The organism is Amycolatopsis vastitatis (genome assembly GCF_002234595.1).
Lineage (GTDB): Bacteria > Actinomycetota > Actinomycetes > Mycobacteriales > Pseudonocardiaceae > Amycolatopsis > Amycolatopsis vastitatis.
The window spans coordinates 207090-230720 of the sequence record NZ_NMUL01000009.1; the positions used below are offsets into that span (position 1 = coordinate 207090).

General features: G+C 71.8%; 22 protein-coding genes and 1 riboswitch. Of the genes, 19 read left to right on the forward strand and 3 right to left on the reverse strand.

Features of this window, described 5'->3' with window-relative positions:
- Window positions 1-48 precede the first annotated feature (48 nt).
- The gene (locus CF165_RS12035; protein WP_093947559.1) at window positions 49-549 is read left to right on the forward strand and encodes a DinB family protein; all 501 of its coding nucleotides are present in this window, start codon (window positions 49-51) and stop codon (window positions 547-549) included.
- Here CF165_RS12035 and CF165_RS12040 read toward each other — a convergent pair.
- Both CF165_RS12040 and CF165_RS12045 read right to left on the reverse strand, forming a co-directional pair.
- Window positions 536-1297, reverse strand: coding sequence for a DUF1295 domain-containing protein (locus CF165_RS12040; protein ID WP_205660828.1), 762 nt, complete (start codon window positions 1295-1297; stop codon window positions 536-538). The genes CF165_RS12035 and CF165_RS12040 overlap by 14 nt on opposite strands.
- Window positions 1297-2562 carry a class I SAM-dependent methyltransferase gene (locus tag CF165_RS12045; RefSeq protein WP_093947560.1) on the reverse strand — a complete coding sequence of 422 codons (1266 nt, stop codon included), beginning with the start codon at window positions 2560-2562 and terminating at the stop codon, window positions 1297-1299. The genes CF165_RS12040 and CF165_RS12045 overlap by 1 nt, the downstream gene beginning before the upstream one ends.
- A gap of 82 nt (window positions 2563-2644) precedes the next feature.
- On the opposite strand from CF165_RS12045, the gene CF165_RS12050 reads away from it, so the two are divergent.
- From CF165_RS12050 to CF165_RS12100, 11 genes are all read left to right on the forward strand, one after another.
- Window positions 2645-3913: an NAD(P)/FAD-dependent oxidoreductase gene (locus tag CF165_RS12050; protein ID WP_093947561.1), complete on the forward strand. Its 1269-nt coding sequence runs from the start codon at window positions 2645-2647 to the stop codon at window positions 3911-3913.
- On the forward strand, window positions 3907-4641 hold the full coding sequence (locus CF165_RS12055) for a DUF1365 domain-containing protein (RefSeq protein ID WP_093947673.1): 735 nt from the start codon (window positions 3907-3909) through the stop codon (window positions 4639-4641). The genes CF165_RS12050 and CF165_RS12055 overlap by 7 nt, the downstream gene beginning before the upstream one ends.
- A complete protein-coding gene (sigK, locus tag CF165_RS12060; RefSeq protein ID WP_143268550.1) occupies window positions 4634-5239 on the forward strand; it encodes an ECF RNA polymerase sigma factor SigK in 606 nt (201 codons plus the stop codon). Before CF165_RS12055 ends, sigK begins: the two co-directional genes overlap by 8 nt.
- Window positions 5236-6006, forward strand: a complete 771-nt coding sequence (locus tag CF165_RS12065; protein ID WP_240521548.1) for an anti-sigma factor — start codon at window positions 5236-5238, stop codon at window positions 6004-6006. Before sigK ends, CF165_RS12065 begins: the two co-directional genes overlap by 4 nt.
- A gap of 243 nt (window positions 6007-6249) precedes the next feature.
- A complete protein-coding gene (gene ftsZ / locus CF165_RS12070) occupies window positions 6250-7557 on the forward strand; it encodes a cell division protein FtsZ (protein ID WP_093947564.1) in 1308 nt (435 codons plus the stop codon).
- Window positions 7558-7626: 69 nt separating this feature from the next.
- The gene (gene pgeF / locus CF165_RS12075; protein ID WP_093947565.1) at window positions 7627-8331 is read left to right on the forward strand and encodes a peptidoglycan editing factor PgeF; all 705 of its coding nucleotides are present in this window, start codon (window positions 7627-7629) and stop codon (window positions 8329-8331) included.
- Complete coding sequence (locus CF165_RS12080) at window positions 8328-9038, forward strand: YggS family pyridoxal phosphate-dependent enzyme (RefSeq protein ID WP_093947566.1); 711 nt, start codon at window positions 8328-8330, stop codon at window positions 9036-9038. Before pgeF ends, CF165_RS12080 begins: the two co-directional genes overlap by 4 nt.
- Before the next feature lie 98 nt (window positions 9039-9136).
- Window positions 9137-9739, forward strand: coding sequence for a cell division protein SepF (locus tag CF165_RS12085; RefSeq protein ID WP_093947567.1), 603 nt, complete (start codon window positions 9137-9139; stop codon window positions 9737-9739).
- Window positions 9740-9854: 115 nt separating this feature from the next.
- The gene (locus CF165_RS12090; RefSeq protein ID WP_013224824.1) at window positions 9855-10130 is read left to right on the forward strand and encodes a YggT family protein; all 276 of its coding nucleotides are present in this window, start codon (window positions 9855-9857) and stop codon (window positions 10128-10130) included.
- Between the two features lie 52 nt (window positions 10131-10182).
- Window positions 10183-11037 (forward strand): DivIVA-like cell division protein Wag31, encoded by an 855-nt coding sequence (gene wag31 / locus CF165_RS12095; protein ID WP_093947568.1) that lies wholly within the window; start codon window positions 10183-10185, stop codon window positions 11035-11037.
- A 137-nt stretch (window positions 11038-11174) separates the two neighbouring features.
- Window positions 11175-11750, forward strand: a complete 576-nt coding sequence (locus CF165_RS12100) for a hypothetical protein (protein WP_093947569.1) — start codon at window positions 11175-11177, stop codon at window positions 11748-11750.
- Window positions 11751-11890: 140 nt separating this feature from the next.
- Here CF165_RS12100 and CF165_RS12105 read toward each other — a convergent pair whose 3' ends face one another.
- Window positions 11891-12637, reverse strand: a complete 747-nt coding sequence (locus CF165_RS12105) for an ArsR/SmtB family transcription factor (RefSeq protein ID WP_093947570.1) — start codon at window positions 12635-12637, stop codon at window positions 11891-11893.
- 64 nt (window positions 12638-12701) lie between these two features.
- On the opposite strand from CF165_RS12105, the gene CF165_RS12110 reads away from it, so the two are divergent.
- From CF165_RS12110 to CF165_RS52045, 7 genes are all read left to right on the forward strand, one after another.
- The gene (locus CF165_RS12110; RefSeq protein ID WP_093947571.1) at window positions 12702-14024 is read left to right on the forward strand and encodes an MFS transporter; all 1323 of its coding nucleotides are present in this window, start codon (window positions 12702-12704) and stop codon (window positions 14022-14024) included.
- Window positions 14025-14264: 240 nt separating this feature from the next.
- Window positions 14265-17432, forward strand: a complete 3168-nt coding sequence (gene ileS, locus CF165_RS12115; protein ID WP_093947572.1) for an isoleucine--tRNA ligase — start codon at window positions 14265-14267, stop codon at window positions 17430-17432.
- Window positions 17433-17512: 80 nt separating this feature from the next.
- Window positions 17513-19138: a penicillin-binding transpeptidase domain-containing protein gene (locus tag CF165_RS12120; protein ID WP_093947573.1), complete on the forward strand. Its 1626-nt coding sequence runs from the start codon at window positions 17513-17515 to the stop codon at window positions 19136-19138.
- A gap of 48 nt (window positions 19139-19186) precedes the next feature.
- On the forward strand, window positions 19187-19870 hold the full coding sequence (locus CF165_RS12125; protein ID WP_093947574.1) for an ArsR/SmtB family transcription factor: 684 nt from the start codon (window positions 19187-19189) through the stop codon (window positions 19868-19870).
- A gap of 96 nt (window positions 19871-19966) precedes the next feature.
- On the forward strand, window positions 19967-21445 hold the full coding sequence (locus CF165_RS12130) for a potassium/proton antiporter (RefSeq protein ID WP_093947575.1): 1479 nt from the start codon (window positions 19967-19969) through the stop codon (window positions 21443-21445).
- Window positions 21446-21523: 78 nt separating this feature from the next.
- Window positions 21524-21638, forward strand: a riboswitch (SAM riboswitch).
- 37 nt (window positions 21639-21675) lie between these two features.
- Window positions 21676-23010 carry an aminotransferase class V-fold PLP-dependent enzyme gene (locus CF165_RS12135; RefSeq protein WP_093947576.1) on the forward strand — a complete coding sequence of 445 codons (1335 nt, stop codon included), beginning with the start codon at window positions 21676-21678 and terminating at the stop codon, window positions 23008-23010.
- Window positions 23011-23026: 16 nt separating this feature from the next.
- Window positions 23027-23629 (forward strand): hypothetical protein, encoded by a 603-nt coding sequence (locus CF165_RS52045; protein WP_205660829.1) that lies wholly within the window; start codon window positions 23027-23029, stop codon window positions 23627-23629.
- The last annotated feature ends 2 nt before the right edge of the window (window positions 23630-23631 follow it).

The window sequence follows — 23631 nt, forward strand, 5'->3', positions numbered from 1 at the left end:
GTGCACAAGGTAATAATTCTGTCGGACCCCTCTGGCAGAGTCCCGGTCATGACCGAACGACCGCAGCGCCCGGAGATCCCGCTCACCGGCGGCGAGCGCGACATCCTCAGCAGCCAGCTCGACCGCCTGCGCGCCACCGTCGCGTGGAAGTGCTCGGACCTGCCCGACGATCAGGCCCGGCTCGTCCACCTGCCCAGCGAGCTGACGACGGTCGCCGGGCTGCTCGGCCACCTCTCGCTGAACGAGTGGTACTGGTTCGCCGTCGTCATCGATGGCGAAGAAGACACCTGGGAGGAACGCCTGAAAGAAGACCCGGACGCCGAGTTCCGCACCGAGGCGCCGATGCCCGAGCTGCTGGCCGACTACGCGAAGCAGTGTGAACGCAGCCGGGACATCGTCGCGAACCACGACCTCGACGACCAGGTGACGCACAACGGCGAGACCTTCAACGTCCGCTGGGTCCTCACGCACATGATCGAGGAGACCGCGCGCCACGCCGGTCACCTCGATCTGCTGCGCGAGCTGACCGACGGTCTCACCGGGGAGTGACGCGCTTGGGCGGCAACGGAAAGAACCCGCTCGTCCGCTCGACGTAGTGCGCGTACGCCGGGCGCGTGCGCGCCATTCCCTTCTCCAGCATGGGTTTTCCGGTCCCGCGCGCCAGGGTGAACGTCATCGCGACGGGGGAGAGGACCGTCGCCGCGCCCGGCCACGTCGAGCAGGCCAGCAGGTAGAGGCCCCACCAGACGCACGCGTCGCCGAAGTAGTTCGGGTGCCGCGTGTAGCGCCACAGCCCGGTGTCGAGCACGCGGCCGCGGTTGCCGGGGTCCGCCTTGAAGCGGCGCAGCTGCTCGTCGCCGATCGTCTCGAACGCGAACCCGATCAGCCACACCACGACGCCGGGCCAGCCGAGCACGCCGAACCCCGTGCCGTCCATCGCGAACTGCACCGGCAGCGACACGAAGTACAGCACCACGCCCTGGAACAGGTACACGCGGACGAACATCCGCAGCGGCCCCGAACCCATCCGCGCGTACCGCGGGTCCTCCGGCAGCTTGTGGTTGCGCAGGTGCAGGTGCACCGACAGCCGCACGCCCCAGACGACGGTCAGCAGCAGCACCGTCAGCCGCAGCGGCAGCGGGCCGTCCCCGAACGGGAAGGCCACGGCGGCGACCAGCGCGAAGCCGAGCCCCCAGAACGTGTCGACCGTGTCGTACCGCCGGCGCGCCCGCGCGATCCCGAAGGTCACGACCACCGCCACGAGCGTGACGGCGGCCGTGACGAGCAACTGCGGCATCAGCACCACTCTCGCGTCGCCGGCATGCCGCTGGTGCCGTCGGCGAGCGGCCGCACGCCCAGGATCTGGTCCACGCCCATCCGGTTCTCCTCGAACGCCAGTGCCCCGCCCACCAGGTACAGCCGCCAGACCCGCGCGCCGGTCTCGCCGATCAGCGCGACGACGTCGGCCCAGTTCTCCTCCAGGGTGTCGGCCCAGGCCCGGACAGTCCAGACGTAGTGCTCGCGCATCGGGTGCACGTCCCGGATCTCCAGGCCCGCCGCCTCGAGGTGGCCCAGCGTCCGGCCGACCGGGCGCATCGTCATGTCCGGGGCGATGTACCGCTCGATGAACGCGCCGCCGCCGGGCGCGTCGGCGCCGCGTGACATCTGCTGGAGCAGCACGCGGCCGCCCGGCTTCACCATCCGGCGCAGCGTCGCCGCGTACGCCGGGTAGTTGACCTCACCGACGTGCTCGCCCATCTCGATGGACGCGACCGCGTCGAACGGCGCGTCCGTCAGCTCGCGGTAGTCCTGGCGGCGCACCTCGACGCGGTCTTCCAGGTCGTGCTGGGCGAGCCGGGCACGGACGTGCTGCACCTGCTCGGCCGACAGCGTGATGCCCACGGCCTCGACGCCGTGGTGCTTGGCCGCGTGCACCAGCAGCGAGCCCCAGCCGCAGCCGACGTCCAGCAGCCGCATCCCGGGCCGCAGCCCCAGCTTCCGGCAGATCATCTCCAGCTTGTCGTGCTGGGCCTGTTCGAGGCTCTGCGATTCGGAGGTGAAGTACGCACAGGAGTAGGCCATCGACTCGTCCATCAGCAGCTGGTAGAAGGCGTTGGACAGGTCGTAGTGGTGGGCGATCGCGGACTTGTCGCGCCGCGGGCTGTGCAGCTTCCCGGACAGCCGGGCTTCTTCGGCGGGCGGCTGGGGCGGCGGGCCGATGACGCCCAGCCGGGCGGCGAGCGCGGCGGCTTCCCACCACGAACGCGGCCCGAGCTTCACCCGATTGATATCCCCCGCACGGGTGAGAGCCCAGATCCGGCGGAAGCCGTCCGCCAGATCTCCTTCGACGTCGAGGTCACCGGTGACGTACGCGCGGGCGAGCCCCAGCTCGCCGGGCGCGTACAACAGGCGGCGCAGGGCGCGGCGGTTGCGCAGCACCACGGTGGGCGCGTCCACCGGGCCGGCGCGGGTTCCGTCCCAGGTCCGCAAGGCCACGGGAAGCTGTCCGCCCAGGAGCTTCCCGGCGAACGAAGCGAGGCGGTGCGCGGTGCTGTTCGGCATGTCCGGGATTCGCTCTCCCCTGCGGTGTGGATTGGTGCCGGACCCGGCCAATCCGATCGTGTCGCGGCTGCGAAGGACCGCTGTGGAGATCACGGGAGAACGCATCGGCGTCATCGGCAGCGGGGTGGCCGGACTGACCGCCGCTTACCTGCTGCAACGCAAGTACGAGGTCCTGCTGTTCGAGGCCGACGACCGCCTGGGCGGGCACGCGCACACGCACGACGTGCCGAGCGCGCACGGCGGCACGATCGGCGTGGACTCCGGCTTCATCGTGCACAACGAGCGCACCTACCCGACCCTGCTGAAGCTGTTCGCCGAGCTGGGGGTGGCCACGCGCGACACGGAGATGTCGATGAGCATCCGCTGCGACGGCTGCGGCCTGCAGTACGCCGGTGCCAAGGGCCTGTCCGGGCTGTTCGCCCAGCGCGGCAACCTCGTGCGCGGCCGGTACCTGCGGATGCTGACCGAGGTCAAGCGCTTCCACCGCCACGCGAAGCGGCTCCTGGCCGCGAAGGACGCCGGGGACGTCACGCTCGGTGCGTTCCTCGCCATCGGCGGCTACACCCGCTACTTCGTCGACCACTTCATGCTGCCGCTGGTGTCCACGGTCTGGTCGGCCGACCGCACCGACACGCTGAAGTACCCGGCCCGGTACCTGTTCGAGTTCCTGCGCAACCACGGCATGCTCTCGGTGAAGAACTCGCCGGCCTGGCGGACCGTCGACGGCGGCTCCCGCGAGTACGTCGAGCGCGCGGCGAAGCAGCTGACGGCCGTGCACCCGTCGACGCCGGTGCGGTCGGTGCTGCGGACCGCCCGTGGCGCGGAGATCCGCGACGACGCCGACACGCCGCACCGGGTCGACAAGGTCGTCGTCGCCACGCACGCCGACCAGGCACTGGCGCTGCTGGCCGGCCCGACCGCCGCCGAACGCGAGGTCCTGGGCGCGTTCCGCTACTCGGCCAACGAAGCCTGGCTGCACACCGACACCAGCGTGCTGCCCTCGCTGGCCGACGCCAGGGCCGGGTGGAACTACCGCGCCCCGGCCTGCGGCGCGCCGACCGGCGCGGTCCAGGTCAGCTACGACATGAACCGCCTGATGCGCCTCGAAGAGCCGGCCGGGTACGTCGTCACGCTCAATCCGGGTGCCGGCCCCAGCCCGGACCGCCTGGTGGCGAAGATGCGGTACGAGCACCCCGTCTACACCCCGGAATCCCTTGCGGCGCAACGACGGCTGCCCGAGCTCAACGACGGCGTGGTGGCCTACGCCGGTGCCTACCACGGCTGGGGCTTCCACGAAGACGGCTGTGCGTCGGGCGCCCGCGCCGCGGAAAGCCTGGGGGTGAGCTGGTGACGACCGCGCTGTACGACGCCACGGTGGCGCACGTGCGGCGGATCGACCCGCCGCACGCCTTCGCCCACCGCGTCTACCTGTGGCGGGTGGACCTCGACGACCTGCCGCGGCTGCCGTGGTGGCTGCGGCCGTTCGCGCGCTTCGACCACCGCGACCACTTCGTGGCGGGCGACCCCCGCGGGATCCGGGAGAAGCTGGACGCCTGGCTCGCCGAGCGCGGCGTCGACCTGCGCGGCGGCCAGGTCGTCATGCTGGCCGCCGCGCGCGTGCTCGGGTACGCGTTCAACCCGATCAGCGTCTACTGGTGCCACGGCCCGGACGGACGGCTCGAGTGCGTCGTGGCGGAGGTGCACAACACCTACGGCGGGCGGCACGCCTACCTGCTGCACCCGGACGAAGCCGGCCGCGCCCGCGCGGCCAAGGAGTTCTACGTCTCGCCGTTCCAGGAGATGGACGGCGAATACCGGATGCGCCTGCCGCGCCCGGAAGCGTTGCTGGACCTCACCGTCGCGTTGCGCCGCGGGACGGCCACGCCGCTGGTCGCTACGCTGCGGGGAGTTCGCCGCCCGGTGAACCCGCGGTGGCTGGCCCGGCTCGTGCTGGGCAGGCCGCTGCTCCCGCAGCGGGTGTCCGCGCTGATCCGCCGCCACGGCGTCACGCTGTGGCTGCGCAAGGCCGCGGTCGTGCCGCGCACCCCGCAGACCGCCGGAGGACAGCTGCATGGATGAGCCGGCCCGCCCGCGCCACATGGCGCCGGTGCCCTCCGAAACCCCGGCCGGCCCGACGGCCGAGGAGCTGATGGTGCGCGTCGCCAAGGGCGACGAGCGGGCCTTCGAGCTGCTCTACGACCAGCTCGCCGGGCCGATCTTCGGGCTCGTGCGGCGGATCGTGCGCGACGCGGCCCAGTCCGAAGAGGTCGCCCAGGAGGTGCTCGTCGAGCTGTGGCGCACCGCGACGCGGTACGCGCCGGACAAGGGCTCCGCGCTGAACTGGGCGATGACGCTGGCGCACCGCCGCGCGGTCGACCGCGTCCGCTCGGCGCGCGCCAGCACCGAACGCGAGCAGAAGGCGACCTTCGAAGCCGCCCGCGGCCGCCCGTTCGACGAGGTCGCGGAGTCCGTCACCGCGCGCCTCGAACGCTCGCAGGTCCGCCGGTGCCTGTCCTTCCTGACCGACCTGCAGCGCGAGTCCGTGCTGCTCGCCTACTACCAGGGCTATACGTATCGCGAGGTGGCCGAAGTGCTGTCGACGCCGCAAGGAACCATCAAGACGCGGCTCCGGGACGGGCTGATCCGCCTTCGGGACTGCCTGGGGGTGACCGCTTGAGCACACCGGAGATGCACACCCTGGCCGGCGCCTTCGCGCTCGACGCCGTCAACGACGTCGAGCGCGCGGAGTTCGCGCGCCACCTCGAGCAGTGCGAGTCGTGCACGCAGGAGGTCGCCGAGCTGCGCGCGACCGCGGCCCGGCTGGGCGCGGCGATGGCCGAGGAGCCACCGCGGTACTTCAAGGACCGCGTCATGACGGCCATGCACGCCACCCGCCAGCTGCCGCCGCGGACCCGGCCCGGCTCGCCCGACCGGCACCGCCGCTCGGTCAGGGCCCCGCGCTGGGCGGTCCTCGTCGCGGCCGCGGCCGCCGTGGTCGGGCTCGCCGCGGGCGGCGTGTTCGGCGGGATCGCGCTGACCCAGCAGCAGGAGCTGCAGGCCGCGCAGAGCCGCCTCGACCAGGCGAAACAGCAGTTCGCGCCGGTGGCCGCGCTGCTCGCGGCCCCGGACGCGAAGACCGCGCACGGCGAAGCGCCCACCGGCGGCGGCGTGACGGTCGTCCTGTCGCGCTCGCTGAACCGCGTGATGGTGATGGACGCGGGCCTGCCGTCGCAGCCGGGCGGGAAGGTCTACGAAGCCTGGCTGATCACCGGCAAGGACGCCCCGCGCTCGGCCGGGGTGATCGCGGCGGCCGCCGACGGCGGCCTGGTCGTGGCGGACGGCGTCGGGAGCGCCGACAAGCTCGCGGTGAGCATCGAACCGGCAGGCGGATCGGTCACCGGGACGCCTTCGGAGGTCCTCATGAGCATGTCCGTGCCTGCCTGATCTTCCGCCATAGCAGACAGGCTCGGGGCGGCGCGCCCGGCTCCCCGCTCTTGCGCGCTCGAACGTGTTGTGGCAAAACACCTTTGCGACACACGGCGTGCCTACTGGATTAGAGCGTGCCTGGTGCCTACCGTCCTGCCTAACGTTCGGCAGTTGACATAACTCTCAATCTGGGGTTGAGGTTGAGAGTTGATCACCGGCCGGCGGGCTGTACGGGCACAACGATCAGGAAGGCGGACTTCGATGACGCCCCCGCACAACTACCTTGCGGTGATCAAGGTGGTCGGCATCGGCGGTGGCGGCGTGAACGCCGTGAACCGCATGATCGAGGTCGGCCTCAAGGGTGTCGAGTTCATCGCGGTGAACACCGACGCGCAAGCACTGCTCATGTCCGACGCCGACGTCAAGCTGGACATCGGCCGCGAGCTGACCCGCGGCCTCGGCGCGGGCGCCGCCCCCGAGGTCGGCCAGCGGGCCGCCGAAGACCACCGCGAAGAGATCGAAGAGGTCATCAAGGGCGCCGACATGGTGTTCGTGACCGCCGGTGAAGGCGGCGGCACGGGAACCGGTGGCGCGCCCGTCGTGGCGCAGATCGCCCGGAAGCTGGGCGCGCTCACCATCGGCGTCGTGACCCGGCCGTTCACCTTCGAGGGCAAGCGCCGCGGCAAGCAGGCCGAAGACGGCATCCAGGCGCTGCGCAACGAATGCGACACGCTGATCGTGATCCCGAACGACCGGCTTCTGCAACTCGGCGACATCGGCGTGTCGCTGATGGACGCGTTCCGCTCCGCGGACGAGGTGCTGCTCTCCGGTGTCCAGGGCATCACCGACCTGATCACCACCCCGGGCCTGATCAACCTCGACTTCGCCGACGTCAAGAGCGTCATGTCCGGCGCGGGCTCCGCGCTGATGGGCATCGGCTCGGCGCGCGGCGAAGGCCGGGCCATCCAGGCCGCGGAGAAGGCGATCAACTCGCCGCTGCTGGAGGCGTCGATGGACGGCGCCCACGGCGCGCTGCTGTCCATCGCGGGCGGCTCCGACCTGGGCCTGTTCGAGATCAACGAGGCCGCGTCGCTGGTGCAGGAGTCCGCGCACCCGGACGCCAACATCATCTTCGGCACGATCATCGACGACTCCCTCGGCGACGAGGTCCGCGTCACGGTGATCGCCGCCGGGTTCGACGCCGGCGCGCCGACGCACAAGAAGCTGGACCCGTCGACGTTCGGTTCCGGTTCGCGTTCGTCGTCCACCACGGCCTCGGCCTCGGCCGGGCAGGTCTCGAACTCGTCGACGCCGCCGTCGGGCGCCACCCCGGTGCCGTCGGCGGGCAGCTCCGGCTACCCGGTGGCGCCGCCGCGGTCGCACTCGCCGCTGCCCTCGGCCACCGGAAACCAGCCGCCCGGCGGGCTCCCGCAGCCCGGCGGCAGCTCGCGCGGCTACTCGCCGATCGGCTCCAACGCGACCCAGGGCAGCCTGCCCGGGCGCGCGATGCCGGTGCACGACGACCCGTCGGACGACGAGGTCGACGTCCCGCCGTTCATGCGGCGCTGATCAGCTGTTCGTGAAGGCCATCCCGAATTCCCCGGGGTGGCCTTCACGGCGTTTGGGAGGATGGGGAGCATGCGGGTTCGGCGAGTGGTCACGACCAGGGCGGGCGGCGCGTCACGGCCGCCCTACGACACCTTCAACCTGGGTGACCACGTCGGCGACGACGAGGGCAACGTCCACGCCAACCGCAAGCGGCTGGCGAGCGAGCTGGGCCTGCCCGAGGACAAGCTGGCCTGGATGGAACAGGTCCACGGCCGCACCGCCACCATCGTCGACGGCTCGGAGACCCGCGCGGCGGAGGCGACCGACGCCTTGGTGACCGCGACCCCGGGCGTCGCGCTCGTGGTGCTGGTCGCCGACTGCGTCCCGATTCTGCTGGCCGATGCCGAGGCCGGCGTGGTTTCGGCAGTGCACGCGGGGCGCGTCGGCACGCGGGTCGGGGTCGTCCTGGCCGCCGTGGCGGCCATGCGCGAGGTGGGCGCCGAGCCGCACCGGATCGAAGCCCTGCTCGGCCCGGCCATCTGCGGCGACTGTTACGAGGTCCCCGCGGAAATGGCCGCCGACGTCGAGAAGCACGTCCCCGGCAGCGCGTGCAAGACCCGAAAGGGCACCCCCGGCCTCGACCTGCGCGCCGGTCTCTGGCGGCAGCTCGCCGACCTGGGCGTCGGCAAGATCGGCGTCGACCCGCGGTGCACGAACGAGGACAAGACGCTCTTCAGCTACCGCCGTGACGGGACGACCGGGCGGATCGCGGGCATCACCTGGATCGAAGCATGACCTCCCGGAAGGCCGAGCTGGCCGAGAACCTTCGCGAGGTCGAGGAGCGGATCGCCGCCGCGTGCCGCGCCGCCGGGCGGGCCCGCGACGAGGTGAAGCTGGTCGCGATCACGAAGACCTTCCCCGCGTCCGACGTCGCGCTGCTGGCCGAACTCGGCGTGACGGACGTCGGCGAGAACCGCGACCAGGAAGCCGGTCCGAAAGCCGCCGAAGTCCCCGGGCTGCGGTGGCACATGGTCGGCCGGCTGCAGCGCAACAAAGCACGTTCGGTGGTCGGGTGGGCACACGAAGTGCAGTCCGTCGACTCCGCGCGGCTCGCCGACGCGCTCGCGAAGGCCGTGCGTGCAGCTCGGGACGCCCAGATACGTGACGATCCCCTCGACGTGCTGATCCAGGCGAGCCTCGACGACGACCCGGAGCGCGGCGGCTGTCCGCTGGCCGAGCTCGACGCGCTGGCCGCCCGCATCGCGCGGACGGAAGAGCTGCGGCTTCGCGGCCTGATGGCCGTCGCGCCGCTCGGCGCCGACCCGGCCGCCGCCTTCGAACGGCTCGCCCGGGCGGGGGAAAGACTCCGGAAAGATCACCCGAATGCCGCAGACCTCTCCGCCGGGATGAGCCATGATCTCGAGCAGGCGATCACGCACGGCTCCACCTGTGTGCGTGTCGGAACCGCGTTGCTCGGTGGACGCGGTTTAGCCTCGCCGTAGGGAGCTCGCGCGGTCGTCACGTTTCGTGGCCGCCCGTGCGGGGCACTGACGGCGTGGAGATTGAGTCAGTGCGGGAGCGGCTAGGGCTAGGGAGAGGCATGAGCGCGCTGCAGAAGCTGAAGGCCTACTTCGGGATGGTGCCCGCTGACGACGACGGCTACGACGTCGAAGACGACTACCGGCGCGGCTACGCGGACGACGACTACGACTCCTACGAGGAGCCGGCACCGCGGTCGTCCCGCTCACGGTACCGCGACGTCGACGACACGTACGACGAGCCTGTCAGCCGCAGCCGGTCACGCTCCGTGCCCAGCTCCGAGCCCGCCGTCCACGGCGCGCTCGCCATGGACCGGCAGCCGGAACCCGTGGCGCGCCTGCGACCGGTCACCGAGCCGGTCGTGCGCCAGCCGGTGCGTGATCCGTTGAGCCGCATCACCACGCTGCACCCGACCAGTTACGCGGAGGCGCGGGCGATCGGGGAGCACTACCGCGAGGGCATCCCGGTGATCATGAACCTCACCGAGATGGAGAACGCCGACGCCAAGCGGCTCGTCGACTTCGCCGCCGGGCTGGCGTTCGCGCTCCGAGGGTCGATGGACAAGGTCACCAACAAGGTGTTCCTTCTCTCACCGCCCGATGTGGACGTGACGGCGGAAGACCGTCGGCGGATTGCCGAGGGCGGATTGTTTTTGCGGGGCTGAAGTCGGCCGGACCGCTGAGCGCAAGCAGACGTGACTTTGCCGACCCGAGGCAGGCTCGGCCCCCTCAACTGCGTCTTCGGAGAGGACGCCCGGTTACAGTAGGTGTGTGGAAGCTGTGTGGCTGGTCGTCTGGTACGTGCTGTTCGCCTTCTGGCTGCTGCTGACGGCGCGGATCGTGGTCGAACTCGTCCGGACCTTCGCGCGTGAGTGGCATCCGGCCGGAGGGGTTGCGGTCACGCTCGAGACCATCTACACAGTGACGGACCCGCCGGTTCGTCTGTTCAGACGAATCATTCCGATGGTTCGAATCGGCGGCGTCGGACTGGACTTGTCGATTATGGTGCTGCTGTTGGTTGTGTTCTTCGCGATGCAACTGGCGACTCCAAGTTGATCGGGGAAACTTGGGTGGACCCTGCAGGCCATGGAGTGCGTGAGGTGATCTGATGTCGTTGACCCCCGCTGACGTGCATAACGTTGCGTTCAGCAAGCCGCCCATCGGCAAGAGGGGCTACAACGAGGACGAGGTGGACGCGTTCCTCGACCTGGTGGAGACCGAGCTGGCCCGCTTGATCGAAGACAACAACGAGCTGCGCCAGCAGATGGAGCAGCTCGACGCCGAGCTCGAGTCGACCCGTAGCGAGCTGGAGAACGCCAAGGCGAACGTCGGCGCGCCCCCGATGCGTGAAGAGCCGTCGCGCCGGCTTGCCCCGGTGCCGCCGCCGCAGTCCGCCATGGAGCAGACCCAGGCGCACTCGATGGTCGGTGACAGCACGGAGCCGAACGTGCAGGCGGCCAAGGTCCTGGGCCTGGCCCAGGAGATGGCCGACCGGCTGACCGCCGAGGCGAAGACCGAGTCGGACGGGATGCTGGCCGAGGCCCGCACCAAGTCCGAGCAGCTGCTTTCGGACGCCCGGGCGAAGTCGGACTCGATGGTCAACGAGGCCCGCACCCGCGTCGACACGATGCTGAACGACGCGCGGACCCGTGCCGAAACCCTGGAACGCCAGGCGCGTGACAAGGCGACCACGCTGGAGCGCGAGTCCCAGCGGAAGTACACCGAGACGATGAACAGCCTCAACTCGGAGAAGAGCGGGCTGGGCAAGAAGATCGAAGAGCTGCGCACGATCGAGCGGGAGTACCGCACGAGGTTGCGCGGGTTCCTCGAGTCCCAGCTGCGCGAGCTCGACGACCGCGGTTCCGCCGCACCGGCGTCGGCCTCCTCGGGCTCCGGCCAGACGTCCGGTTCGTCGAGCGGCGGCCAGGGCTACTCGTTCGGCCCGCGGGCCGAAGCAGGCTAGTTTCTGAGTGCGGCGGAGTTCCGCTCCGGGCCCACCTGCCGGTTCTCCCGGCGGGTGGGCCACGGTTCGGAGTCGATCCAGTACCACCCGTGGGCGGGTCGTGGTCCGCTCCCGGGTGGTTCGTGCTGTAATTCAGCGTGCTTTACATCGTGCTGGTCCTGGTACTGGCGGCTCTGGGGTTGCTCGTCACCGCGCTGATCACGGCTTCTTCGCTGTGGGCGTGGGTTTCCATCGGTCTTTCGGTGCTGGCCGGGCTGATCCTGGTCGCCGACTGGCTGCGCCGCCGTCGCCGGTCCGCGGCCCCCGCCGCGCCTGCCACTCCCGCTGCTTCGGCCGCTTCGGCCGTTTCCCCGCCGGAGCCGGAGGAGCCCGCCGAGGAAGAACAAACCACCCTGATCCCGGCCTCCGGTGACCTGGGTGACCCCGCCGACACGCCCGAACCCACGGTCACCGACGCTTCACCCGGGGACGAAACGAACGACGATCCCGAGCCGGAAGTGGAAGAGACCCCGGAGGCGGACATCGCCGTCCTGGCCGACCTCGAGGACGAGGTCGTGGTGGTCGACGAGCACCCCCGCTACCACCTCCGGACATGCGCCTGGCTCGGCACCCGCGACACGATCCCGATCGGCATCGGCGAAGCCCGCCAGCTCGGCTTCACCCCCTGCGCCCGCTGCACCCCCGACGCCACCTTGGTCGCCGCCCACCGCTGACGCCGTGTCGACCCCCCAATCACCCGTGATGCCCCTCCAATCACGCGTGATGCCTCCCTGATCACGCGTAATGCCCGGACGGAACGGACGACTCGCGTGTCTGGAGCGACGACACGCGTGATTTAAGGGACGACACGCCGTCAGGCGGCGAGGTCTTCGACGCCCAGGTGGGTTTCCAGGGCTCGTGCGCCGTCCGGTGTCAGGCGCAGGGCGCGGTGGGCCTGAGCCCGGCGCTCGACCCAGCCCGCTTCGACGAAGCGGGTGGCGACCGCCGCGCCCAGCGCGCCCGCCAGGTGGTGGCGCTGTTCACTCCAGTCCAGGCAGAACTTCAGCAGCGGACGCCGTCCCGCCGCGACCGCGTCGAGGTCGACCCCCAACGAGCCGAACACCGGGGCCGCGGCGGGACCCAGCGTGTACGGGTGTTCGCGCAGCGGAGCCGAAATCCGGTCACCCGGACGTCGTCGCGTGTCGGACGCCCCGGCCAGCGCACCCCTCGCCAGCAGCGCGGACGTGACCGCCACCCCGAGCCGGCCGGCCAGGTGGTCGTAGCACGTCCGGGCCGTGCGCAGCGCCTCCGCGCGCGTGCCCTCCCGCAACGACGTCACGGGCTGGGGTGGCGAGAACCGCGCCAGCGTCTCCAGCAGCTCGGCGGGGTCCGGGCCGGCCAGCCGGTAGAACCGGTGCCGTCCCGACTTCTCGGCGACGACCAGGCCCGCCTCCCGCAGCTTCGCCAGGTGCGCGCTGACGCCCTGGGCGGAGAGCCGGGCTTCGCCGGCCAGTACGGACGCGGCCAGCGCCCGGCCGTCGGCCAGCGCGAGCAGCACGCGGACCCGCGCCGGGTCCGCGAACAACGCGGCGGTGCGGGCGATGTCGGCGTCGCCTTCCATGCCTCCAGGATGCCCCCGGCACACTTCCACGGCGACGGAAGCGTCCGCGCGGTCCACTGGAGGCATGCTCCTGTTCACCATGTGCGCCGGGATGTTCCTGGTGCAGCTGGACGTCACCGTCGTCAACGTCGCCCTGCCGGCCATCGGCACCGACCTGCACGCCGGCCTCGCGGCGCAGCAGTGGGTGGTGGACGGCTACGCGATCGTCCTGGCCGCGCTGCTGCTCACCGGCGGTGCCCTCGGCGACATCTTCGGCCACCGCCGGGTCGTCCTCGCGGGCTTCGCGCTGTTCGGCGTGGCGTCGGCCGCGTGCGGGCTCGCCGGGTCCGCGCCGTGGCTCGTCGCCGCCCGCGCCGGGCAGGGCCTGGGGGCCGCGCTGCTGCTGCCCGGCACGCTCGCCGTGATCGCGAACGCCTACCCGGGACACGCCGAGCGCGCGCGGGCCCTCGGGATCTGGGCCGGGGTGTCGGCGCTGGCGCTGTCGGCCGGTCCGGTGCTGGGCGGCGCGGTCGTCTCGGCGGCCGGGTGGCGGCCGGTGTTCTGGCTCAACGTCCCGGTGGTGCTCGCGGCCGTCCTCGCGACCCGGCGGCTCGTGCCGCGCGGCGGGCGCGGTCCCGGGCGGCGGCTCGACGTCGCCGGTGTCGTCACGGCGGTGCCCGCTCTCGCCGCCGGCGTCTACGCCGTGATCGCCGGGAGCGTCGTCGCCGGGGTGGCCGCGGTCGTCGCCTTGGCGGCGTTCCTCGCCGTCGAGCGCAGGTCAGCCGACCCCATGCTGCCCTTCGACGTCGCCCGGCGGACGCTGAGCGCGAACTTCGTCGCGACGGCGATGAACTTCGTCGGGATCGGCTCGATCCTGCTGCTGACGCTGTACCTGCAGGGCGTGCGGCACGCCTCGCCGCTGGCGGCCGGGCTCGAGGTGCTGCCGTTGTTCGGGCCGCTTTCGCTGCTGGCGCCGGTCGCGGGCCGGCTGACCGGCCGGTTCGGGCCGCGGCCGCTGATGGTGTCCGGGCTGGCGCTCGGCGCCTTCGGGATGCTGAACCTGGTGCGGCTGAACGAAACCAGCGGTTACGCGGCCCTCCTGCCGACGCTGCTCGGGCTGGGGACCGGGATGGGCCTGCTGACGACGGCGGTGGTGACGGCCGCGGTCAGCGGCATCCCGGCCGCCCGCGCCGGCGTCGCGAGCGGCGTCAACAACACCGCCCGCCAGGCCGGGGGCGCGTTCGGGGTCGCGGTGCTCGGCGCGGTCGCGGGCGAGCCGGGTGACCGGTTCGTCGCGGGCCTGCACGTGGCCGGCCTGATCGCGGGCGCGCTGTGGCTGGCCGCGATCGGCGTGACGCTGGCCGGCGTACGTGCCCCTCGTGACAATCGGGTTGCGCGGGCCGGTTAACCTGGTAAGCAACAGGCGTCGATCCGGCCATCACCGGGGAGCCTCCGGAAGAACCGAGCTTCACCGCTCTCAGTAGAACCGGACGGGTGCGGCCCGTGACAGCCGTTCAACGAAGCGGCCTGTGAGAGCAGGCAAGCGGGGTGGTACCGCGGGTACGCCGGAAGGCGTCTCGTCCCCGTGTGGGTGACCGGTGCGGGAGCCGGTCGTCCGTACGCGAGCGACGAACCGAGGAGCACCCGGATGTACCCCCAGGCCCAGCTCGACGACGGTGCGGGAGTTCCGTCGCAGCCGTCCTTCCCCGCGCTGGAGAAGCAGGTCCTCGCCTACTGGGAGACGGACCGGACGTTCCAGGCGACCATCGACGCGCGGCCCGCGGGCGAGCACGGCGACAACGAGTACGTCTTCTACGACGGGCCGCCCTTCGCCAACGGCCTGCCGCACTACGGTCACCTCCTCACCGGGTACGTCAAGGACTTGGTGCCGCGCTACCAGACGATGAAGGGCCGCAAGGTCGAGCGCCGCTTCGGCTGGGACACCCACGGCCTGCCCGCCGAGCTCGAGGCCATGCGCCAGCTCGGGATCACGGAGAAGTCCGAGATCGAAGAGATGGGCATCGCGAAGTTCAACGAGGCTTCGCGCGAGTCCGTGCTGCGGTACACGAACGAGTGGCGCGAGTACGTCACCCGCCAGGCTCGCTGGGTCGACTTCGACAACGACTACAAGACGCTCGACGTCACGTACATGGAGTCCGTGCTGTGGGCGTTCAAACGCCTGTGGGACAAGGGACTCGTCTACGAGGGCTACCGCGTCCTGCCGTACTGCTGGCGCGACGAGACGCCGCTGTCCAACCACGAGCTGCGGATGGACGACGACGTCTACCAGAACCGGCAGGACCCGGCCGTCACGGTCGGGTTCCGCCTGCAGGACAACGGGAACGATCTCGACGGCACCTACCTGCTGATCTGGACGACGACGCCGTGGACGCTGCCGTCCAACATGGCCACGGCGGTGCACCCGGAGGTGTCCTACGTCGTCGTCGAGAGCGAGAGCTTCCCCGGCAAGCGGTTCCTGCTCGCCGAAGCGCGGGTTGCCGCGTACGCCCGCGAACTCGGCGAAGAGCCGGCGGTCGTCGCGCACTACACGGGCGCCGAGCTGCTCGGAACCCGTTACGCGCCACCGTTCCCGTACTTCCTGGGGGCCGACCACGCGCACCAGGTGCTGGCCGCCGACTACGTCACCACCGACGACGGCACCGGCGTCGTGCACATCGCGCCCGCCTACGGTGAAGAGGACAAGGTGGTCACCGACGCCGCCGGGATCGCCCCGGTGACGCCGGTCGACGCGCAGGGCAAGTTCGACGCGACCGTGCCGGACTACGAGGGCCAGCAGGTCTTCGACGCCAACCCGAACATCATCCGCGACCTCAAGAACGGCACCGGATCCGCGGAGCGGCAGGGTGCTTTGCTGCTGCGGCACGAAACCTACGACCACCCGTACCCGCACTGCTGGCGCTGCCGCAACCCGCTGATCTACCGCGCGGTGTCGTCGTGGTTCGTCGCGGTGACGCAGTTCAAGGACCGGATGGTCGAGCTGAACCAGCAGATCACCTGGTACCCGGACAACGTCAAGGACGGCCAGTTCGGCAAGTGGCTGGAGAACGCGCGCGACTGGTCGGTCTCGCGCAACCGCTACTGGGGCACGCCGATCCCGGTGTGGCAGTCGGACGACCCGGCCTACCCGCGCACCGACGTCTACGGCTCGCTCGACGAGCTGGAGGCGGACTTCGGCGTGCGGCTGGACAACCTGCACCGGCCCTACATCGACGAGCTGACCCGGCCGAACCCGGACGACCCGACCGGGAAGTCCACCATGCGCCGCGTCGAGGACGTCCTGGACGTCTGGTTCGACTCCGGTTCAATGCCGTACGCCCAGGTGCACTACCCGTTCGAGAACGCCGACTGGTTCGAGCACCACTACCCGAGCGACTTCATCGTCGAGTACATCGGGCAGACCCGCGGCTGGTTCTACCTGCTGCACGTGCTCGCGACGGCGCTGTTCGACCGGCCGGCGTTCCGCGCCTGCGTGTCGCACGGCATCGTGCTCGGCTCGGACGGGCAGAAGATGTCCAAGTCACTGCGCAACTACCCGGACGTCAACGAGGTCTTCGAGCGCGACGGCTCCGACGCCATGCGCTGGTACCTGATGGCGAGCCCGATCCTGCGCGGCGGCAACCTGGTTGTCACCGACAAGGGCATCCGCGACGCGGTCCGCCAGGCCGTGCTGCCGCTGTGGAACTCGTACTACTTCCTCGCGCTGTACGCGAACGCGGAAGGCGTCGAGGGCAAGTGGCGCACGGACTCGCCGAACGTGCTCGACCGGTACGTCCTGGCGAAGACGCACGAGCTGGTCACCGACGTCGAGTACGCGATGGACAGCTACGACGTCGCGGGCGCGTGCCAGACCGTGCGGGACTTCCTCGAGGTCCTGACGAACTGGTACGTGCGCCGCTCCCGTGACCGTTTCTGGGCCGGCGACCAGGACGCGATCGACACGCTGCACACCGTGCTCGAGGTGACGTCGCGGGTCGCGGCGCCGCTGCTGCCGCTGACCACCGAGGTGGTCTGGCGCGGGCTCACCGGCGGCCGTTCGGTGCACCTGACCGACTGGCCGAACGCGAACGACCTGCCCGCGGACGCGGCGCTGGTCACCGCGATGGACCGGGTGCGGCAGGTCGCGTCGTCGGCGCTGTCGCTGCGGAAGGCCAACAAGCTGCGCGTGCGGCTGCCGCTGTCGTCGCTGGTCGTGGCGGCCGAGGACGCCGAGCCGCTGGCCGCGTTCGCCGACATCCTGCGCGACGAGGTGAACGTCAAGGCGGTCGAGCTGACCACCGACGTCGCCGCGCACGGCGGGTTCGAGGTCGCGGTCAACGCGCGGGCCGCCGGGCCGCGCCTGGGCAAGGACGTCCAGACCGTGATCAAGGCCGTCAAGGCCGGGGACTGGTCGTTCCAGGGCGGCGCCGTCGTCGCCGCCGGGATCGCGCTGCGCGAAGGCGAGTTCGAGCGGCGCCTGGTCGCCAAGGGCGGCGGCGCGGCGGCGGAACTGCCCGGCGGGTCCGGGCTGGTCCTGATCGACACCGACGTGACGCCGGAGCTGGCGGCCGAGGGCCTGGTCCGCGACCTGGTCCGGGTCGTGCAGCAGGCCCGCCGTGACGCCGGGCTCGACGTCGCCGACCGGATCGCGCTCACCATCGACGCGCCTTCCGAGGTCGTCGAAGCGGCTCGGACGCACGAGGAGTTCCTGGCCTCGGAGACGCTGGCGACATCGGTGACCCACGGCCCGGTGGCCGAGGGCTTCGCCGGCACCGTCGGCGACGGCACGAAGGTGACTGTGGCGGTCGTAAAAGCCTGACGCCGGTCGTGAGTGGCAAGTAGGGTGCTAACCCGACTTGCCACTCACGACGGTGGTGCGCACTGGGGAGGGGAACCGGGATGAGTCCTGGTAAGAAACGCGGCATCCTGATCGGCGGCGCATTGCTGGTCGTCGTGGTCGTGGTCGCGGGGTTCTTCCTGGTGAACAGCGGTGGGACGGCACCGGAGGCGGAAGCCGGGGCCACGAGCGTCGAGAGCCCGGGCGCGGTCGACCCGAACTCGGCGATCACCGAGTACCTGCAGGACCTGTCCGAGAACAACCCCGACGCGGCGAGCAGGCTGACCGACGACGCCGCGGCGGCCGCGGTGGCCCTGCGCAGCACGCGGAACGCGCTGAACCCGTCGTCGGTGAAGGCCAAGCTGACCGTCCTGCAGCCCACCGCGGCGGGCGCGAAGCAGACCGGCGGGACGTTCAACCTGTCCTGGGCGCTGAAGCCGGGCAAGACGTGGGCGTACGACGTGCCGTTCCAGCTCGCCCAGACCGGCGGCAAGTGGCTGGTGCACTGGGCGCCGTCCCTGCTGCACCCGAACCTGGAAGCGGGTCAGCGGCTGGTGATCAGCACGGCCGTGCAGGACACCACCGCGGTCACCGACCGTGACGGCAAGCCGCTGCTCGTCACCGGGCCGGGCGGCGTGCGGCCGGCGGATGGCAACCCGGCACCGCTGCTGCGTTCGGCGCTCACCGGGCAGGTCACGGCCGCGAAAGGCGGGGGCTTCGCCGTCGAGCGGGTCGACACCGCCGGCAAGAGCGTCGAGACGCTGTTCGGCAAGGCATCGGAGGAGGGGGCGAAGCCGCTCGTGTCGAGCCTGAGCCTGGCCGCGCAGAGCGCCGCCCAGGCCGCGGTGGACGGCTACCAGGGGTCGGCGATGCTCGTCGCCCTCGACACGGCGTCGGGCGACATCCTCGCCGTCGCGCAGAACGCCGCCGCCGGGGACGCGCCGAAGGCGCTCAACGGCCTGTACGAGCCGGGTTCGGCGTTCAAGATCGCGACCTCGGTCGCCGCCGTCCAGCAGAGCGGGCTCAACGCCACTTCGCCGGTCGACTGCCCCGGAGTCGCGACGATCGGCACGCGGACGGTCAAGAACGAGGGGTTCGAGCTGGGCGCGACGACGCTGCAGACGGCGTTCGCGAGGTCCTGCAACACCACGTTCGGCCAGCTCGCGCTCGGCCTGCCCGCGGACGGGCTGAAGAAGGCGGCCGACGAACTGGGCCTCAACGCCGACTACGAGATCCCCGGCCTGTCCACCGAACTGGGGAAGGTCGAGCCCGCGGCGAGCAAGGACGAGCAGGTCGAGGACGGGTTCGGCCAGGGCCGGATCCAGATCAGCGCCCTCGGCGGCGCGGTGATGGCCGGCACCGTCGCGTCCGGCAAGGCGATCACGCCGAAACTGTGGCACGACGTCGAGACCACGGTGGTCAAGAGCTACTCGCCGCCGCCGTCGCCGGTGCTCGGCCAGGTGCGGACGATGATGCGCGCGGTGGTGACCAGCGGGACCGGCCGCGGCGCCGCGGCCGCGGGGAGCGTCTTCGGCAAGACCGGCACCGCCCAGTTCGGCGACGGTTCCGACGCCACGGGCTGGTTCGTCGGCTACCGCGACCACGTCGCGTTCGCCGTGGTCCTGGAGAAGTCGAACGACTCGGGCCCCGCGGTCAGCCTGGCGACGAGGTTCCTCAAGGCCCTCTGACCCGGTGGTTCGGCCGCGGGCGAAGTCTCGCCGCCGTAGCGTGGGGGCATGGAGACGATCGCGCTGGCCGAGGTGGCCGCGGTGCTGGCCGACCCGAGCCGCGCCACCATGTGCCTCGTCCTGCTGGACGGGCGGGCCTGGACGGTCGGCGAGCTCGCGAAGGCGGCGGGGATCGCGCTTTCCACGGCCAGCGAGCACGTCACGCGGCTGGCCGACGCGGGGTTCGTCGCGCGGGTCAAGCAGGGCCGGGCCAGCTACGTCCGGATCGCCGATCCGCGCGTCGCCGAGCTGATCGAGCACCTCGCGCAACACGCCGAGCAACGGCCGGCGACCGGGCTGAAGTCGTCGTTGCGGGTGCGGCGGCTCGGGTTCGCGCGGACCTGCTACGACCACCTCGCCGGCGTGCTCGGGGTCGCCCTCCGCGACGGCATGCTGGCCACCGGCCTGGTCGACGCCGCGGCCGGGCTGGCGCTGACCGGCCACGGCCGCGAGGTGCTGGCCGGCCTCGGCGTGCCGGTCGCCGCCGGACGGCGGCCGCTGCTGCGTGACTGTCTGGATTGGACGGAACGCCGGGACCACCTCGCCGGGGCGCTGCCCGCGGCGCTGTTCGACCACGCGGTCGGCGCCGGCTGGGTCGCCCGGGACGGGCACCGCGCGGTCAAGGTCCTTCCGGCCGCGGTGCGGCCGTTCGCGGCGCTCGGTGTCGATCTCGACGCACTGGGTGGGCCTTAACACACCGGGTGTCCCGCCCGGGTCAGCGGTACACGAACGAGTTAACCCGGCCGCTTCACTATTCTGAGTGCCCCACGGCACTCGGGAGGAGGCGGCATGGACCAGCTTCCCGTGCTGCTCGGCGTCGGCGGTGTCGTGCTGCTGGCCTCCGTGCTCGCCGTGCGCGTGTCGATCCGGCTCGGCCTGCCCTCGCTGCTGCTCTACCTCGCGATCGGCGTGCTGCTGGGCGAGGCCGGCTTCGGGATCCGGTTCGACAACCCCGATTTGACCCAGTCGCTCGGCCTCGCCGCCCTCGTCATGATCCTCGCCGAAGGCGGGCTGACCACGCGGTGGTCGGCGGTGAAACCCGCGCTGGGCGCCGGAATCGCACTGTCCACAGTGGCCGTCGTGGTGAGCATCGCGGTCACCGGCGCGGCCCTGCACTGGCTGCTGGGCCTCGACTGGCGGCTGGCCCTGCTGTGGGGCGCGGTGCTGGCCTCCACCGACGCGGCCGCGGTGTTTTCGGTGCTGCGCACGGCGGGGATCGGCAAACGGCTCACCGGGGCGCTCGAGCTCGAGTCGGGCATCAACGACGCGCCGGCCTACATCGCCGTCGTGGTGCTGGCCGAAGGCACCACTGTGGACTGGACGTTGCCGCTGCTGGCGGTCTACGAGCTGACGGCGGGCCTGGTCATCGGGCTCGGCTTCGGCAGGCTCGGCGGGATGGCGCTGCGCCGGGCCGCGCTGCCGGCCACCGGGCTCTACCCGCTCGCGACGATCGCGGTGTGCGTCGTGGCGTACTCGTCCGGTCAGCTGCTGCACGCGTCCGGGCTGCTCGCGACCTACGTCGCCGCGCTCGTGCTCGGCAATTCGCGGCTGCCGCACCGGTCGGACACGCTGTCGTTCGCCGAGGGGCTCGGCTGGCTGGCGCAGATCGGCCTGTTCGTCCTGCTCGGCCTGTTCGCCTCGCCGGGCCGCCTGCTCGACGCGATCGTGCCGGGCCTGGTCGCGGCCGCCGTCGTGCTGCTGCTGGCGCGGCCCATCTCCGTCGTGCTGGCGATGCTGCCGTTCCGGCTGCCGTGGCGGGAGCAGGCGTTCCTGTCGTGGGCCGGGCTGCGCGGCGCGGTGCCGATCGTGCTCGCCATGATCCCGTTGTCGGAGGGCCTGCCGGGCGCGCAGCGGCTGGTCGACGCGGTGTTCGTGCTGGTCATCGTGCTGACGCTGCTGCAGGGAGCGACGCTCGGGCCGCTCGCGCGCAAGCTCGGGCTGGCCAGGAAGTCCGAGGCGCACGAGATCGAAGTCGACTCCGCGCCGCTGGACGAACTGGGGGCCGAGCTGCTGCAGGTCCGGATCCAGCCCGGCTCGAAGATGCACGGCGTGTACCTGTCCGAGCTGCGGCTGCCCATCGGGGCGACGGTCAGCCTGGTGGTGCGCGACGGCACGGGTTTCACGCCGCAGAAGACCAGCCGGCTGCAGGAGCTCGACCAGCTGCTGGTCGTCACGACGAGTGACGTCCGCGACGCCGCCGAACGTCGGCTCCGCGCCGTCGACCGGGCCGGGCGCCTGGCCCGCTGGAAGGGCGAGTCCGGCCGCTGAGCACGGTCTGTGACCGCCGTCTCAGAATGTGAGGCGGGGGTTGGCCGCCGGGCGCCCTCTCGGTTACCTTCTGCGTCAGGTCATGAGTGCCAGCGCGAAGCCCCGGCTTGCTGGCCGGCAACCCTCCTACCGCGGTGGGGTGCCCCGGGTGAAGACCGGGCCGGTCGCGTCGTGCGACGGGCAAGCGCGGGCCCCTCGCCGGGGTCCCCCGGACTGCCGAGGAGGCACCGATGACTCTCGCCATCGATCGCACGCAGCTCGAAATTCCTGCCGCCCACGACATTCCCGCCGTCGCGGGCGCGTCCCTGCGGGTGCCGCTGGTGACCGGCGGGGACATCGGCTACGCCAACCTCGACCACGCCGCGAGCGCCCCCTGTCTCGACGCCGTCCGCGACGCCGTCGACGAGTTCCTGCCGTGGTACGCCAGCGTCCACCGCGGCGCGGGCTTCGCGTCGCAGGTCTCGACCAGGCTCTACGAGCGCACCCGCGACGTCCTGCGCCGGTTCGTCGGCGCGCGGCGGACCGACACCGTCGTGTTCACCCGCAACACCACCGATTCCTTCAACCTGCTCGCCCGCAGCCTGCCGCGGCACACGACGGTCGTCGTGTTCGACACCGAGCACCACGCCGCGCTGCTGCCGTGGCAGGGCCCGAACGTCCGGCGGCTGCCGACCCCGCGCACCCGCCTCGCCGCGGTGTCCGCTGTGGACGAAGCGCTCGCGGACGCGCCGCAGGGGCCGCGGCTGGTCGTCGTCACCGGAGCGTCCAATGTGACCGGTGAGCTGCTCCCGGTGGCGGAGATCGCGGCCGTGGCGCGCAGGCACGGCGCCCGCATCGCGCTGGACGCCGCCCAGCTCGCCCCGCACCGCCGGATCTCGATCAAGGACCTGGACGTCGACTACGTCGCACTGTCCGGCCACAAGCTGTACGCGCCCTTCGGCGCGGGCGCGCTGATCGGCCGCGCCGACTGGCTGCGCGCGGCCCGCCCGTACCTCGCCGGCGGCGGCGCGACCAAGCTCGTCACCGAGGACGCGGTCGTCTGGAACGACGGGCCGGAGCGGCACGAAGCCGGCTCGCCCAACACGGTCGGCGTGTACGCCCTCGGCGTCGCGTGCGAAACCCTGAGCCGGAACTGGGACGCCCTCGTCGCGCACGAGCAGGCCCTGCTCGCCCGGCTGCGCAAGGGACTCGAGGGCATCCCGGGCTGCGCGGAGCTGCAGCTGTTCGACGCGCCGGTTGACCGGGTCGGCACGGTCAGCTTCGTCGTCGACGGCTTCGACCCGGGCTGGCTCGCCGCGGTGCTGTCGGCCGAGTACGGCATCGGCGTGCGCGACGGCGCCTTCTGCGCCCACATCGCGGCCAAGCGCCTGATCGCCGTCACCGGCGGCGAAGGGCGGCAGGCGGTCCGCGTCAGCCTCGGCCTCGGCAGCACCGAGGAGCACGTCGACCGCGTGGTCCTGGCGCTGCGGCAGATCGTCGCGCGCGGCGCCCGCTGGGAGTACGCGAAGGTGGACGGCCGCTGGGCGCCGGTGGGCGACCCGCGGGAGCTGCCGCCGTTCTGCTGAGCGCTAGCCTGGACCGATGGGGAGAGGGCCGCGTTTCTGGTTTCCGCTGGCACTGCTGGGGTTCGCGCAGATCGGCATGGCGGTGGTGCGGCTGCTGTCGCGCCGCAGCGGGGCCGAAGCCGAATCCGCGAATCTCCTCGTCGGGCCGCCGACGGTGCCGGACGGTGCGACGGTGTACAGCCAGGCGTTCCGGCTGCCTCTGGACGTCTTCTACTCGATGAAGTCCGGCCTGCCGGCCGGGCCCGTGTGGCTGATCGCGCTCGGCGTGGTGGTCGCCGGCACGGCCGTCTGGTACGCGTTCGCCCACCGGCCGGTCCGCACCGGGCGGTTCGTCCTCGGCGCGGTCGCCGCGCTGCTCGCCGTCCCGCTGCTCGACCTGGTCGGGTCCTGGCAGTTCCGGCTCGGCGACGGCCTGCGCGGCCCGCTGCTGGCCACGCTCGGCCTGCTGCTACTGGCCGCGTACGAGCGGAGCCGGTTCGTCCTGCTGACCGCGGTCGCGTTCGCCCTGGTCGCCGTGGTGCTTTCGGCGGACATGGTGGGCGTGCTGGCTTCGGCGGTGATCCTGCTCGGCGCCGCTTTCACCGCCTTGCTGCGGGGGAAGCCGCACTCGATATCGTGAGG